Source organism: Nocardioides bruguierae (assembly GCF_023656415.1).
Lineage (GTDB): Bacteria > Actinomycetota > Actinomycetes > Propionibacteriales > Nocardioidaceae > Nocardioides > Nocardioides bruguierae.
Genome location: NZ_JAMOIL010000030.1, coordinates 1 through 12,450, shown reverse-complemented (window position 1 = coordinate 12,450; position 12,450 = coordinate 1). Strand labels below are relative to the sequence as shown.

General features: G+C 72.2%; 25 protein-coding genes. 2 read left to right on the top strand and 23 right to left on the bottom strand.

Annotated elements, in window-relative coordinates:
* Positions 1-74 precede the first annotated feature (74 nt).
* The gene (gene erpA / locus M8330_RS18065; RefSeq protein ID WP_250056471.1) at positions 75-437 is read left to right on the top strand and encodes an iron-sulfur cluster insertion protein ErpA; all 363 of its coding nucleotides are present in this window, start codon (positions 75-77) and stop codon (positions 435-437) included.
* A gap of 132 nt (positions 438-569) precedes the next feature.
* On the opposite strand, the gene M8330_RS18060 is transcribed toward erpA, so the two are convergent.
* Positions 570-815, bottom strand: a complete 246-nt coding sequence (locus M8330_RS18060; protein WP_250056470.1) for a hypothetical protein — start codon at positions 813-815, stop codon at positions 570-572.
* A gap of 188 nt (positions 816-1,003) precedes the next feature.
* Here M8330_RS18060 and M8330_RS18055 point away from each other — a divergent pair, with 188 nt between their 5' ends.
* Entirely contained in the window at positions 1,004-1,852 is an 849-nt protein-coding gene (locus M8330_RS18055; protein WP_250828461.1) for a tyrosine-type recombinase/integrase, read from the top strand.
* Between the two features lie 179 nt (positions 1,853-2,031).
* On the opposite strand, the gene M8330_RS18050 is transcribed toward M8330_RS18055, so the two are convergent.
* The 22 genes from M8330_RS18050 to M8330_RS17945 all read right to left on the bottom strand — a co-directional run bounded on the left by M8330_RS18050 (position 2,032) and on the right by M8330_RS17945 (position 12,120).
* Entirely contained in the window at positions 2,032-2,874 is an 843-nt protein-coding gene (locus M8330_RS18050; RefSeq protein ID WP_250828460.1) for a tyrosine-type recombinase/integrase, read from the bottom strand.
* Entirely contained in the window at positions 2,871-3,101 is a 231-nt protein-coding gene (locus M8330_RS18045) for a hypothetical protein (RefSeq protein ID WP_250828459.1), read from the bottom strand. The genes M8330_RS18050 and M8330_RS18045 overlap by 4 nt, the downstream gene beginning before the upstream one ends.
* On the bottom strand, positions 3,098-3,553 hold the full coding sequence (locus tag M8330_RS18040) for a hypothetical protein (RefSeq protein WP_250828458.1): 456 nt from the start codon (positions 3,551-3,553) through the stop codon (positions 3,098-3,100). Before M8330_RS18040 ends, M8330_RS18045 begins: the two co-directional genes overlap by 4 nt.
* Positions 3,554-3,620: 67 nt before the next feature.
* The gene (locus tag M8330_RS18035; RefSeq protein ID WP_250828457.1) at positions 3,621-3,890 is read right to left on the bottom strand and encodes a hypothetical protein; all 270 of its coding nucleotides are present in this window, start codon (positions 3,888-3,890) and stop codon (positions 3,621-3,623) included.
* Positions 3,887-4,081 carry a hypothetical protein gene (locus tag M8330_RS18030; RefSeq protein WP_250828456.1) on the bottom strand — a complete coding sequence of 65 codons (195 nt, stop codon included), beginning with the start codon at positions 4,079-4,081 and terminating at the stop codon, positions 3,887-3,889. The genes M8330_RS18035 and M8330_RS18030 overlap by 4 nt, the downstream gene beginning before the upstream one ends.
* A 17-nt stretch (positions 4,082-4,098) precedes the next feature.
* Positions 4,099-4,305, bottom strand: coding sequence for a hypothetical protein (locus M8330_RS18025; RefSeq protein WP_250828455.1), 207 nt, complete (start codon positions 4,303-4,305; stop codon positions 4,099-4,101).
* Positions 4,302-4,697 carry a hypothetical protein gene (locus M8330_RS18020; RefSeq protein WP_250828454.1) on the bottom strand — a complete coding sequence of 132 codons (396 nt, stop codon included), beginning with the start codon at positions 4,695-4,697 and terminating at the stop codon, positions 4,302-4,304. The genes M8330_RS18025 and M8330_RS18020 overlap by 4 nt, the downstream gene beginning before the upstream one ends.
* A gap of 166 nt (positions 4,698-4,863) precedes the next feature.
* Positions 4,864-5,136, bottom strand: a complete 273-nt coding sequence (locus M8330_RS18015; RefSeq protein ID WP_250828453.1) for a hypothetical protein — start codon at positions 5,134-5,136, stop codon at positions 4,864-4,866.
* Positions 5,133-5,465, bottom strand: coding sequence for a hypothetical protein (locus M8330_RS18010; protein ID WP_250828452.1), 333 nt, complete (start codon positions 5,463-5,465; stop codon positions 5,133-5,135). The genes M8330_RS18015 and M8330_RS18010 overlap by 4 nt, the downstream gene beginning before the upstream one ends.
* Positions 5,458-5,709, bottom strand: a complete 252-nt coding sequence (locus tag M8330_RS18005) for a hypothetical protein (RefSeq protein ID WP_250828451.1) — start codon at positions 5,707-5,709, stop codon at positions 5,458-5,460. The genes M8330_RS18010 and M8330_RS18005 overlap by 8 nt, the downstream gene beginning before the upstream one ends.
* The gene (locus tag M8330_RS18000) at positions 5,706-6,173 is read right to left on the bottom strand and encodes a hypothetical protein (protein ID WP_250828450.1); all 468 of its coding nucleotides are present in this window, start codon (positions 6,171-6,173) and stop codon (positions 5,706-5,708) included. Before M8330_RS18000 ends, M8330_RS18005 begins: the two co-directional genes overlap by 4 nt.
* Positions 6,166-6,573 carry a hypothetical protein gene (locus M8330_RS17995; RefSeq protein WP_250828449.1) on the bottom strand — a complete coding sequence of 136 codons (408 nt, stop codon included), beginning with the start codon at positions 6,571-6,573 and terminating at the stop codon, positions 6,166-6,168. Before M8330_RS17995 ends, M8330_RS18000 begins: the two co-directional genes overlap by 8 nt.
* Positions 6,566-7,141: a hypothetical protein gene (locus tag M8330_RS17990; RefSeq protein ID WP_250828448.1), complete on the bottom strand. Its 576-nt coding sequence runs from the start codon at positions 7,139-7,141 to the stop codon at positions 6,566-6,568. Before M8330_RS17990 ends, M8330_RS17995 begins: the two co-directional genes overlap by 8 nt.
* Positions 7,134-7,382 (bottom strand): hypothetical protein, encoded by a 249-nt coding sequence (locus M8330_RS17985; protein WP_250828447.1) that lies wholly within the window; start codon positions 7,380-7,382, stop codon positions 7,134-7,136. The genes M8330_RS17990 and M8330_RS17985 overlap by 8 nt, the downstream gene beginning before the upstream one ends.
* Positions 7,379-7,666 carry a hypothetical protein gene (locus M8330_RS17980; protein ID WP_250828446.1) on the bottom strand — a complete coding sequence of 96 codons (288 nt, stop codon included), beginning with the start codon at positions 7,664-7,666 and terminating at the stop codon, positions 7,379-7,381. Before M8330_RS17980 ends, M8330_RS17985 begins: the two co-directional genes overlap by 4 nt.
* Before the next feature lie 234 nt (positions 7,667-7,900).
* The gene (locus M8330_RS17975) at positions 7,901-8,830 is read right to left on the bottom strand and encodes a tyrosine-type recombinase/integrase (RefSeq protein ID WP_250828488.1); all 930 of its coding nucleotides are present in this window, start codon (positions 8,828-8,830) and stop codon (positions 7,901-7,903) included.
* Positions 8,831-8,959: 129 nt separating this feature from the next.
* Complete coding sequence (locus M8330_RS17970; protein WP_250828445.1) at positions 8,960-9,346, bottom strand: DUF8108 domain-containing protein; 387 nt, start codon at positions 9,344-9,346, stop codon at positions 8,960-8,962.
* A 118-nt stretch (positions 9,347-9,464) separates the two neighbouring features.
* Complete coding sequence (locus M8330_RS17965) at positions 9,465-9,962, bottom strand: hypothetical protein (RefSeq protein ID WP_250828444.1); 498 nt, start codon at positions 9,960-9,962, stop codon at positions 9,465-9,467.
* Positions 9,963-9,964: 2 nt separating this feature from the next.
* Complete coding sequence (locus tag M8330_RS17960) at positions 9,965-10,864, bottom strand: hypothetical protein (protein WP_250828443.1); 900 nt, start codon at positions 10,862-10,864, stop codon at positions 9,965-9,967.
* Between the two features lie 2 nt (positions 10,865-10,866).
* Positions 10,867-11,304, bottom strand: coding sequence for a hypothetical protein (locus tag M8330_RS17955; RefSeq protein ID WP_250828442.1), 438 nt, complete (start codon positions 11,302-11,304; stop codon positions 10,867-10,869).
* A complete protein-coding gene (locus M8330_RS17950; RefSeq protein ID WP_250828441.1) occupies positions 11,301-11,732 on the bottom strand; it encodes a hypothetical protein in 432 nt (143 codons plus the stop codon). Before M8330_RS17950 ends, M8330_RS17955 begins: the two co-directional genes overlap by 4 nt.
* Complete coding sequence (locus M8330_RS17945) at positions 11,707-12,120, bottom strand: hypothetical protein (RefSeq protein ID WP_250828440.1); 414 nt, start codon at positions 12,118-12,120, stop codon at positions 11,707-11,709. Before M8330_RS17945 ends, M8330_RS17950 begins: the two co-directional genes overlap by 26 nt.
* Positions 12,121-12,450 lie beyond the last annotated feature (330 nt).

Below are 12,450 nucleotides of genomic sequence, written 5' to 3'. Positions count from 1 at the left end.
GTAGCCTTGGAGACGTTGCACCACCGACCACCGAGGCAGCCGCCTCACATGACCGAGACGTTGGGAGCCGCCACATGACCGAGCAGGTGGAGATCACCGAGGAGCGCCGCGCCGACAGCATCAACCTGTCGTCCGTCGCCGCCGGGAAGGTGAAGAGCCTCCTCGACCAGGAGGGCCGCGACGACCTGCAGCTGCGCATCTCCGTCCAGCCGGGTGGCTGCTCGGGTCTGCGCTACCAGCTCTTCTTCGACGAGCGCACCCTCGACGGTGACGTCGTCACCGACTTCGACGGCGTGGCCGTGGTCGTCGACCGCATGAGCGTGCCGTACCTCAACGGCGCGATGATCGACTTCGTGGACACGATCGAGAAGCAGGGCTTCACGATCGACAACCCGAACGCCACCGGCTCCTGCGCCTGCGGCGACTCGTTCCACTGAGCCTGTGAGCCGGCCCGCCTCGCGGGCCGCGCGCACGAGAACCCCCGTCCCCTCCTCGCGGAGGCGGCGGGGGTGCTCGCGTCTGAGACCCTCGGTGTCGCGGCGGTCGGGCTCCGCCCGCGGGACGGGTCGTCAGTCCAGGTGCAGCTCGAGCGCGTTGGCGATGCGCTGCGCCGCCACGTCCACGCGGACCTCGCCGGTCTTGGCGACCTCGCGCGGGTAGTCGTCGTAGGCCAGGGACGGGGCGGGGCGCCGTGCGGCGGCGTCCAGCAGGTGCAGTGCCCGCGACGCGGCCTGCGCGTCGGCGGTCATGGAGGCGAGAGTGCCCAGGTCAGCGTGGGTCAGACGACCCTCGGGACGGTCCGTGGAGGTGCTCATGTGGCGACGGTAGGGGCTACCTGGGAGTAGCGGCAGGGGTACTGCGGGGTATCTCTCTCGGGTCGTGGCGTGAGCCGCGAATTACACACCTGTAGTTCTCGAAAGCAGGTTCCGCCTGCCTTTACTGACCGTAAAGATCACCCCCACAGCCGACGACCGTTGGCGTCCAAAAGGGGGGAACGTCCCGCATGAGTCAGAGAATCGGTCCAGCCAAGGTGCTGGAGTTCTACGTCACGTGGATGCGCAGCTGGGGAGCGTCAGCGCAGACCGTGAACGCGCGACGGAAGTTCGCGCAGACCAGGCTGTCGGAGTGGGGCCTCACGGGCTTCACGGTCGACGCGGTCCGGGCCGTGCTCGGTCGCGACGACATCAGCGCCTGGACCCGGTACACGTACTACAACCACCTGGTCTGCCTGTGCAGCTACCTGGCGACCGCTGGGTTCATTCCGCACGACCCGATGCAGGGCGTACGCCGGCCGACGCACCCGCGTTCGCTGCCCAGGCCGTTGTCCGAGGACGAGGTCAGTCGCATCCTGGTCACGGTGACCGGCCCGACCCGTGACTGGGTCGTGACGGGGCTCGTGACCGGGCTGCGGGTCAGCGAGATCGCCAAGCTGCGCGGAGAGGACGTCTCTCAGGGCGGCCTCTACGTCGAGGGCAAGGGCGGGTCGCGCGCCGAGCTGCCCGTGCACCCGGACCTGTGGGAGATCGCGCAGCGGCACCCGAGGCACGGGTACTGGTGGCCCGGACCCGAGGATGGGCACGTCAGGACGAAGCTCATCAGCTCGAAGGTCGCCACGCTGTTCTCGGCGATGGGGATCGACGGCGGAATCCACCGGACCAGGCACACGTTCGCGACCAGGCTGCTGCGGTCCGGGGCGAACATCCGCGCGGTGCAGCAGCTGATGCGGCACTCCAGCCTGTCGACGACGGCGGCCTACACGGCCGTCACCGAGGACGAGATGCTCTCGGCCCTCCTGCTGCTCCCTGGCGGCGGGGAGCGGGCCGGGACGACGTCCCCGGCCGACGCCGCCTGACCGGTTCCTGTTGACCGGTCACCCGGGCGAACTCCTGCCAGAGTCTTCGCCGCCCGGGTGCCGGCCCTTCCAAGATCGACCAGCACAAACGTTCACTGAAATACCTTGATGTGCAGATCCTGTGAAGATGCCCAGGTCAGAGCACATTTCGTCAGGACCTCCGCTACGACGCTTGATGGTTACCGAGCCACAGCGACGGCGATGCGGTCCAGGACCTCGTCCCCCGTGGCGGCGTAGATCGCCGTCGTGGTGACCGACGCGTGCCCCATCGCCCGGGACACGCCCAGCAGGTCACCGGTCGAGGCGTAGGCCAGCGTCCCGAACCGGTGCCGCAGCCCGTGGAACGTCTCCTCGACCCCGGCCGCGCGGATCGCGCGGTTCACCTTCCGCTGAAGGTTCGCCGCGGTGTAGGTGTCCCCGCCGGCGGTGACCACGTTCCCGCCCGTAGCGGGAAGCAGCTGGTCCAGCAGCAGCGGCGACAGGCCGACCGCCCGCGTCTTCTGCCCCTTGCCCAGCACGGTGATGCGGCGGGCCTCGGTGTCGATGGCCTCCCACCGCAGCGCGGCGGCCTCCGCGACCCGCAGCCCGGCGTAGGCGCCCAGGCACACCGCGCGACGCAGGTCGCCGTCGAGCTCGGTCAGGAGGGTCTGGAGGTCGGCGCGGGAGACGGGATGGGGGAGGCCCTGGGGGACCTTCGGCGCGTCGAGGCGGTTCGTGGGGTCATCCGCGCGGTGTTCCCACCGGGCGGCCCACTTGAAGAACGCCCGCAGGCAGGCGAGATCGTTGGAGCGGGTCGCGGGCGCGAGGTGCGCGCGGGAGTCCCACCACGCCTCGCAGTCCTCCCGGGTCAGGTCGGCCAGCGGCCGACCGGTGGAGGCGGCCAGGGACCGCAGGACCCGGACGCGGGCGCGGATCGTGTTCACCGCGGTGCCCTGGCGGTCCATGTGCTCCAGCCACGCCACGGCGAGCGGATCATCGGGCGCGGCGCCAGCGCCGTGGGTGTGGGGCAGGGCGGGGATCATGCCGGGTTCACCCGCCACGTGGCCACGTCGGCGCGGGCCTCGACGACGGCCAGGGTCGCGTTCAGCGCCGAGTCGCTGGGCTCGACCGTGTCGTGGACCAGTTGCCGGTCGCTGTTCCACGCCAGGAGACGCCACGACCGCGCACGGCCACCATCACGCGCGCCGGCGCGGCCACCCGCACGGGCGCCGGCGGCCCGGTCCCGTCGCTGGCCGGCCGGGGCGGTCACTGGTTCCTCGGATCGGCCGGGCACGTGGTGAAGTGCGAGCGGCCCTGCAGCTCCACCGACGGGTCGTGCTGCTCGTCGGCGGCGAGCTTGCGCGCGTGGATGACGCCCCGGGCGACCGGGATGACCGCGACCCGCCCCAACGGGTGCTCGACCGGGTCCAGCGGCACCCACGACCCGGCGCCATGCTCGTCTGCGCGAGTCTGGGCCCACATGATCTCCCCGCCGCACCGGGTGCACGCCTTCCCGGTGCCGGGGAGCCGCCGCGGCGCCCGGACGCGCTCGGGGGAAGCGACCAGGCACGGCTCGGTCAGCAGGTGCTGCGCGTGCTCGCGCGCCAGCACGTCCAACGACCCGCCGGCCGGGACGACGCCCACCGGGACACCGCACTCGCAGCGGCCCGACCGGGTGCCGTCGGCGTTGGTGACGACCAGGAGGTCCGGGACGCGGGTCACGGGACACCACCAGCGAGCCGGACGACCAGCAGAGCGACCGCGCGCCGCGCCGGCGCCCACACGCCGCTCACGACCCCACCCCAGGGGTCTCGGTGTGGTGCTGGTCGGGCTGCTGGGTGGCCAGGCACGGCTCGCACGTCACCTCAGCCACCGCACCGGTCCACAGCCGCCCCAGGGTCCGCATCTCCGCCGCCGGGTTCACCACCGCGCACGCAGCCCGCGGGTACCGGTCCCCGTTCCGCACCCGCAGGTGCACCTCCGACGCGCTCCGCTCCGCGACCTCGAGCGACAGCTCGTCCAGCCCGACACCGTCCGGCACCCACCCTCCGAGGCTCATCGGGCCGCCCTTTGATCGAGTTCGATGGCCAGGCGCAGGATCTTCTCCTGGGCGCACGACCAGCAGCCCGTCTCGTGGACCAGGCCCGGGCCCAGCGCGCGGTGCTCCAGCCGGGCGAGCTCGATCGGGTTCAGCAGACGGCGACGTCCGACGCGGGGCCGGCACAGGCCCCAGGTTCGGCGGCTGGTCATGATCATGATCTCCGGTCTCAGGCGTTGTCGCCGGGCCACGTCAGCGGCTCGGTCTCGGGCTCAGGGTCGGGCGTCGGGGCGAAGCCCAGGAACGGCGGCGGCTCGTAGCCGGTCGGACGGCCGTCGTCCACGACGCGGTCCGGTCCACCGGTGTGCACCGCGGACGCCCGGGTCTCGCGCCACGGGCACAGCGCCGGCATCAGGGGGCCGTCGTCCCAGATCACGGCGCGGCCTCGTCGGGACGGACTGCGCGGTTGGTGCTGGGCCGCGGGCCCACGTGGATGGCGGTGGGAGAGTAGGCGGCTGCCACCGCCTTGCTGACCGCGTCCGCCATGATCTGTTCGATGTCAGCCACCGCCACCCGCGGCGGACCCCCGATGACGGTTATGCCGTCGAGGAGCGCTCGGTCGCCCGGGTCGATGTAGATCGTTCCGTCCTCAATGTGCAGGTCAGCGAGCAGCGGGCGTCCACGGAGGACGTGCACCGCGCGCTTCGTCCGCCTCCTTGCCTCCTGAGTGACGGGGTGCGCGAGCACGTGGGGCCCGGTGCGACGGGCAGCGATCCATGCGGCGCCCAGGGCGACGCCAGTGCAGGCCACCGCGAGCCGCCGCGTCATCGGCCCGCCTCCTGCTCTGACGTGGACGACAGGGGTGCCCCGCTGGTGGCAGTGCTGTGCTCCCGATCAGCCCCGGGACTCGCGCAGCAGGGCGAGTAGACGGCGGTGACGAGCACGTTGGGGCTGTGGCAAAGGCAGTCGCACGCCGCGGCAGGCTTCCCGGCGCTCACTTCTCGCTCCAGCCATCGGGGTCCGGTCGACGGGCGCTCCGGTCGCCCGTCTCGATGTAGGGGGTGAGGACCGCGGTGACTGCCTCCAGCCACGCCTCGGCCGCCTCCGGGCTCTGGAAGAGGACGCCCTCCTCCGGCTCGTCGGCGTACTGTTCGCCGTAGTCGGCACCGTCGTAGAAGCCGAGCGCGTAGGACTGGCGGCTGCCGTTCATGCTGACGGGGTTGCCGACCGGCAAGGGGTTCCCGTTGTAGTGGAAGACGCTGATCATCGGATCTCCTCGGTGGTCTGTATCGCGACTGGCTGCGCCTTCATGGCGGCGACGGCGAGCCAGAACCACCCCGGGGCGTCGGGGACCCACCCGGGCGTCGTGGGCCGGTGCAGCAGCGGCCTTCCGGGGCGCGTGGCGTTGCTCCAGGTGTGGAAGTCGCCGGCTTTCTCGGCACGCGCGGTCACTGCGATCCGCACCTCGCCGGGGCGCCGGCACCTGGATGCCTGCCAGGTCACCTCGGTGATCTGGAGCGTGTCGCCCCAGGTGTCGGTGACGTCGATGGCGGTGGCCAGCTTGATCTCGATGGCCGTCAGGTCGTGGTCAGCCACGGTGGGCCTCCTCGGGGTGGGGCAGCTCGTCGACCGGGCCGACGAGCTGTCGCAGGTGGTGGAGGGGGCAGAGGTCGCCGCCGGCCGGCGAGGTGCCCCACCCCGGGGCGCGGTGCTGCTCGTCGATCGCGAAGCCCTGGACGATGTCGCCGCCGCAGGCGTAGACGTCGACCTCGAGGGCGTTGCAGGACGCGCCGCTGGGGTCGATGGCGTCGCAGGTGATGGTGGGCGAGGTGAGCCTCATGGGGTGTCCTCCTCGGGGGTGTAGCCGTGTAGGGCGCCGTGGAGCCGCTGGGCGGCGTAGGTCGGGCTGAGCGGTGGCTGGAGGTGGCTGGTGTGGCTGGCCCACTCCTTCGCGAGCGCGTCGACGGCGTCGATCCGGGCCTGGAGCGTGTCGACGAGGCGTTGCTGGTCCTCGTCCTCGTGCTCGTCCTCGTGCTCGTCCGCCTCGGCTTCCTCCTCGGCGGCCAGACCCCGGTCGATCAGCGTCCGCGTGTCGAAGTTGTCGGCAGGGTCGGGCAGGAGCCGCACGAAGTAGCCGTCGCTGTATCCCGCCACGGTGACCTGCATGAGCGCGATGTCGGCGTGCACGAGGTCGCCGCCGACGATCGTCTCGATGTAGACCTCCGTGGCCTCCGGTACGTCTGCCAGGGCCTCGCGCAGGCGCGCAACGGTCAGCGGGCGGACCGGCGGTGTCTCGTCAGCCACGGTCGGCCTCCGATCCGGGCCCATCGCTCGGCGAGTTCCAGGCGACCGCTCCACCGTGCAGGGCGAGCAGTTCGGCGACCTTCTCCCGGGGGACCCATGCCCACACGCCGCCGCCGCCGTACTCCTCCCAGGAGTCGGGCAAGGTGTCGGTGGGATAGCCGACCTCGAACGTGGTGAACGGGTAGACGACCTGCTCGTCGTCGGTGCAGGTACGCCAGTAGGCGGCCCGGCCGGACGGGTGGGAGTCGTTCGCGTAGTGCCAGGACGACGCCTGGACTGACACCGTGAAGCCGTCGGCGCAGACCACGGGGTAGTTCACGTTCCGGCTGGGGTACCGCGGTGCACGTCCCCAGGCGATGGCCTCGACGAACTGCTCAGTCTCCGCATTCGGCTCAGCCACGCTCGGTCCCCGATCGCGCCAGCTCGGCCAGGGCGGTGGCGGGGCATTCTGCGCAGGACCCTGGGTCGTCGGGGCCCTCCTGCGTGTCGTGGCCCGTCGCCCTGGTGTGTGCGCGTGCCCAGGTATCGGTGTCGCCCGTCGTCGACCACTCCATGGCCTCGTCGGCGTCACCCCACTCGCGGTACAGGCGCCGGCGCTCGCTCATCGTGAGGGCCACGGCCCGCTCGTAGACCGACACGACACGGAAGGCGGGGGCGATCATCGTCTCGAACGAGTCCTCGGAGGACTGCTCGGTCTCTCCCACAGGCTCGACGCGGTACAGGTCACCTCGGCCCCACAGGGAGGCGTAGTGCTTGGCGTACAGGCGGTGGGTGGTGGCGTACACCCGGTCAGGCCGGCCTGAGGGCCCGTCGATGCCGTTGTGGGCCTGCCCGGCCTCCCGGGCCTTGCAGTACTCGCACCCCTGGTGGGTTCGGCGGGCGTGGCCGGGCTCGATCAGGTCGCCGATCCGCAGGCCGGGGATGCCGCCGTGGTAGAGCGCACTCGTCGAGCTCGTCGTGTCAGCCACGGCGGCCTCGCTTGCGGATCGCGGGCGAGGCCACGGCCTTGTGCTTGTTCGCGATGTGGTCCAGCAGGTCGAGCGTGACCCGGCCCGGCCGGCCGCGGCGCGCGAACGCGCACAGGTAGCACTTCGCGAGCGCGCGGCGGGCCGGGACGCGGGCGGCGACCCATGCGGGCAGCCACCGGGGGTGCAGCTCCTCGACGCAGCAGCACTCGGTGCCGATGTTCTCGGCGGCCGGGGCGCTCACGCGTTCTCCGCGGCGCCGGCGGCCAGGTGGTGGCCGAGGACGAGCACCCGACGTCCACCCGAGGGCGGCGCCGGAGAGTGCAGGTGGAGGGCGTCGAGCTTGTGCAGCGCCCGGGCGAGGACGTCGCCGCGGCGTCGGCCGGGGCCCGCGGGGGAGGGCCCGGGCGTCACCGCGGCCGTGCCGGCCGGTGCGCTGCTGCTCGACGTGGTGCTCGAGGTGGTGGTGGGTGCCGACGGCGGCCCTGCCGGGAGGGGCGAGGGGGCGGGCGTCGGGGCCGGGATCACGGGCTGATTCGCATGCCTCCATGGTGCCCTACAGGGCCGACATCCGGCACCCCGACAGGCCGGATAAATTCGTATAATTGACGTTATCGGTCACCGCGACCTGCGAGAACGCACCACCCGGCCGGACGCCGGAGCCAGCGAGGTAGCGTGGTCCTGCTCCCGGTCCGGCGGCGGATTCGACCCCCTGCGCGACGGGCCGGGAGCGCCACCTCCGGGGCCCGCCGCGGGCGGCTCTCAGACGGCCAGGCGGCCGGCGATCTGGTGCGCCGGGTGCCTGTAGTGGTTCCCGTTGCCGAGGTCGTAGTGGCGTCTGGTGGTGCGCGGGTCGGCGTGCCGGGCGAAAGCCTGGACATCGCGGCCGGTCATGCCCATCTCGAACGCCTCCGTGATCGCCATGGCCCTGACCAGGTGCGGGTTGATGGGCTTCTTCATGCCCTGCGCCATGGCGCGGCGGTTGATGGTGGTGACCAGTCCGGCGGCGCCGGTGCGGGTCAGCTGCCCGCCGTCGCGCTTCGGGATCAGCGGTCCCTCGGTCCGGCCGGCACGGACGGCCTCGAGCGCCTGGAGCGTGGGGAGCGGGACCGGGGTGCGGGCGGTCTTCCCGCCCTTCTGGCGGTAGACCAGGACGTGCTGGCCCTGCTCGACGTTCGGGAGGTAGTCCTCGACTCGGAGCGCGGCCACCTCGTGGATGCGGAGGGCGAGCCCGGAGAGCAGCGCGGCGCACGCCCAGTGGCGCGGACTGGTCGTCTTCGCGACCTCGAGGAACAGCATGAAGTCCCGGGTCGGAACCAGCTGGCGCTTGGTGTACTCGTACTTCGGGAGCTTGAGCCGGCGGGTGGGGTCGCGGAGGATCAGCTCCTCGTCGACGGCGATCTCGTAGAACACGCGGACCGGGGTGAACGCCGTGTTGACGGTGGAGGGCTTGAGGCCGCCGGTGCCGCGGATGCGGCCGTCGGTCAGCAGGTGCTGGATGTAGACCTCCAGCTGGAGCCGCTTGAGCGAGAGCGGGTCGAGCTGGTTGACGTCGCACCAGGCGAGGAAGCGGTCCAGCCACGCGCGGTAGGTGTACCGGCTGGAGTCGCTGTCGGGCGAGGCGATGGTCGACAGGTACGTCGACTGGACAGGGTCGAGGTTGCCCGCGAGCGCGGGCAGGCTACCGTTCATCACGGTCGGGCCTCCGAGGAGTAGTCGGTGGTTCGGCAAGGCCCTCGTCTGGTGTTGGTAGCACCGTCGGGGGCCGCTTCTTTACTTGTGGGCTGTGAACAGTACCCCGTCAGTCCGAATGCACAAGGGTCACCTGACGCGGACCGTGCCTGCCTTCACGACGCGCCCGTCGCGGCCGATGCTGAGCATGGTGCGGCGCTCCCCGTAGATCACCGCGAGCGCGAGCCACACGGGCAGCCACAGTCCACAGGTGAGCAGCGACAGCAGCAGGTGCAGGACGTGGCTGATCGGCCGGCCGGTCACCACCACGATGAGGTTCGGCGACTGGCTCTCGATCCGGCCGCCGCGCTGGACGATCCTCGCGGCGGCCATCTGCAGCGCGGCCTCGGGGTTCGGCTGCGCGGATGCCGCCTGCCTCGGGTGCACCGGGCCCTGCCAGGCGGTCCCGTCCCACCAGCGGATGCCGTCGCCCTGCGGGTACCAGCCGGCGGGCGCGTTCGCCTCGTTGTCGCTCACGCCCTGACTGTAGGTCTGGCCCAGCTGTGGTTGGTCCGGAACGCACGAAGCGCCCCCTCCCGGCTCGTGGCCAGGAGGGGGCGCGGTCCCGCAGCGGGAGGGTGAGGGAGCTGCGGAGTCAGGTGAGCAGCACGGCGAGCAGCGGCTGCAGCAGGAGGAACGCGGTCAGCAGGAACAGGGGGACGGCCGCGGCGACCAGGAGGGCCGGGACGGGCCGGGCGTGGCCGGCGTCGGTGGCCACGGTGGGGGTCGGCGTGGTGGAGCCGTTGGCCGGGCTGATCTGGCCGCGCATGATGAGCGTGGTGAACGTGCCGAGGAAGGTCACGGCCACCGCGATGGTCTCGGCGCTGATGCCGAACCCGAACGCTGCCACGAGGACGAGTACGGCTCTGGCGCCGTCGACGATGAGGGAGACCTCGAAGGGGCGCGTCGCCCATCCCTTCAGCAGGGCGATGGCGGCCACGATGACGGCGGTGATCGCGGCGGTCTGGTCGTCGGTCAGCGCGACGCCGAGGGCGACGAGCAGCACCAGGCCGGTCTCGACGGTGTCCAGGAGGAGGGCGGGCTCGCGGCGGATGCTGGCCACGAGGCTGGTCAGGTACTCGGAGATGCTCATGGTCAGGCCACCTTGAGGTTGCGGAGGGACTGGCCGCCGTTGCGGCGCAGGGCGTTGCGGCGGGTCTGGAGATCGGAGATCTCGGCCCGCAGGTCGGCGATGTCGTCGTTGAGGTCGAAGGCGAGGAGCAGCTTGCGGGCGGCGCGCTTGGCCTCGCGGGGCCGGTCGCCGTCGCCGTCCTCGGCGAGCCGCTCGAGCAGGGCCTGGGCCTTGGCGGGCCGGTCGTCGGCCAGGGCGGTGAGGACGCGGCTGATCAGCGGGGTGCTGGCTGCCTTCTGGGCGTTGGGGCGCCAGACGCGGACGTCGTTGACGGTCGGGGCCCAGGCCATCTCGGTGTAGCCCCACGCGGCGGCGAGGACGTCGGCGCGGACCTTGCCGTACCGGCCGCGGGGCCAGTCGGTGGACAGGACCATGCCGTCACCGAGCGAGGGGGCGATGTGGCCGTACTGGGACAGCGGCCCGGTCCAGTAGACGATCGCGCCGCGGGGGATGCGCGCGACGGCGTCGCTGGTGATCGCGACGCGGTGCGCGACACCGAGCTCCTGCGCGCCGGCGAGCGAGAGCTTCGCGGCGGCGTAGAGCGCGGCGACGTTGAAGTACTGCCGGCTCTCGCGCAGGCAGTAGCCCGGGGTGACCGTGCGCCCGTCGCGGGCGTAGGAGACGGCGAGGGCGAGTGCCTCGCGGCGGGGCCGCACGTAGGACGGGATGTCGCCCGGGCCGGTGCTGGCCGGGCCGCCGAGGCCCTCGACGACGTCGTCCTGTCCGCCGGCGGGCTCGGGCGGGGCGGTGAACTCGCCCAGGTCGGTGTCGAGCTCGATGGTGGCCAGCAGTGCGGCGGCGGGGTCGAGGGTGAAGTCCTCGTCGGTGAGGTCGAGGTCCGGGTCTTCTCCTGCAGCAAGCATGGTTACTCCTCGGGGCGGTGGGTGGTGGGCTGGGTGTTCGGGGTGACGTGGAGGCCCTCGGGCGGCTCGGGCGGGTGTGGGCCGCCGCCGGCCAGGCCCCAGGCGATGAGGTCGCGGATGTACGACAGGGCCTTGGCCAGCTGCGCCTCGAGCATCCGGAGACGGGAGACCTCGGCCTGCGTGGTGCGGAGGCTGGCGTCGAGCTCGTTGATGCGCCGGCGTTCGATCTCGCGGGCTTCCTGGAGCTCGGCGAGGGCCTTGTCCTGCCGCTCGACCCAGGTGCTCTGGCTGGTGATGAGCTTCTCCCAGCCGGTCGCGTTGGCCAGGCCCCGCTCGGCCTGCCGGTCGCTGGAGCGGAGCGCGTGCTGCACGATGCCGGCGATGACGCCGATGATCGCGACCGCGATGGTGGCCACGGACCCCCAGGCGACGGCGCTCACGGGCGGCTCCCGTGGCGGACCCACCGCAGCCGCCGGTGGAGCTCCCACGCGCGGTGCACGCAGCTGATGACGGCCGCGGCGTCGAGGGCGACGAGCATGAGCGCCCCGTCGAGGCCACCGACGCCGACGATGAGGACGACGCCGTAGACGGTGGCGCCGACGGACACGAGGATCAGGCCGGCGCGCTCGAGGATCATCCCGGACATGCCGGGGGGCATGACCGAGGAGGCGAAGACGAGGGTCCAGCCGAGGATGAGGCACAGCGACCAGGCGACGTCGAGGGGCTGCCCGCCCTCGCGGGTCAGGGCGCGGGAGACCTCGGCGCCCAGGAGGTTCGCGAGAGCGACGAACGCGAGGAGGGTGGCGGTGGCGAGGTAGGGCACGCGGCCGGTGGTCAGGGGGTCACGCAGATGCGGGTCGGGTCGCACGGCGTGCTCCTCTCCGCAGCTCGTGCTCGGTGATGACGAGCAGGGTGAGGACTGCGGTGGGGAGGAGGTAGACGCCGGCGACGTACCAGACGGTGTTGGTCATGGCGGCGCCGATGACGAGGATGGTTCCCCAGATGGCCCACCAGGCGGTGCAGGTCCAGAGCCCGATGATGCGGGTGCGGCCGATGATGGTGAGCGCGCCGCCGAGGACGCTCCAGGAACCCCAGGCCCAGTAGGGGAGGAACCCGGCGGCGCCGAAGACGGCGAGGCCGAGGCCGCTGCTGCCGTTGGCGATCATCAGCGTCCCGGTGAGCAGGGCGCTCGCGCCGGCGAAGCGGACGAGCCACCTCCAGGCGGTCAGGAGGACGGCGAGGGTGTAGGTGGGCATCGGGCCTCCCTGGGGGTGGGTGGGCATGACGAAGCCCCGCCGGCTGGGGTGCCGTGCGGGGCTGTGCGCTGGTGGTGCTGTTCAGGTGTGGGTGCTGCCCGGGGATGCGAGCAGCCCGTGCGGTGACCGGTCTCGGGTCCGTTCACCACACGAGCTGTACAGCCACCCTAGACGACGCCTGGGGTCGCTTCTGGCGTTCCGGGGATCGCGTCAGTCCCGGCCGGGGGCGCCAGCCACCCCAGATCCGGAGTCTGGCCTGCTCCGGATCGGCGCTCGCCGCGCTGACCTGCGGTGATGCGGGGGACGAGCGAGGGCCTGGCTACTCCTGCT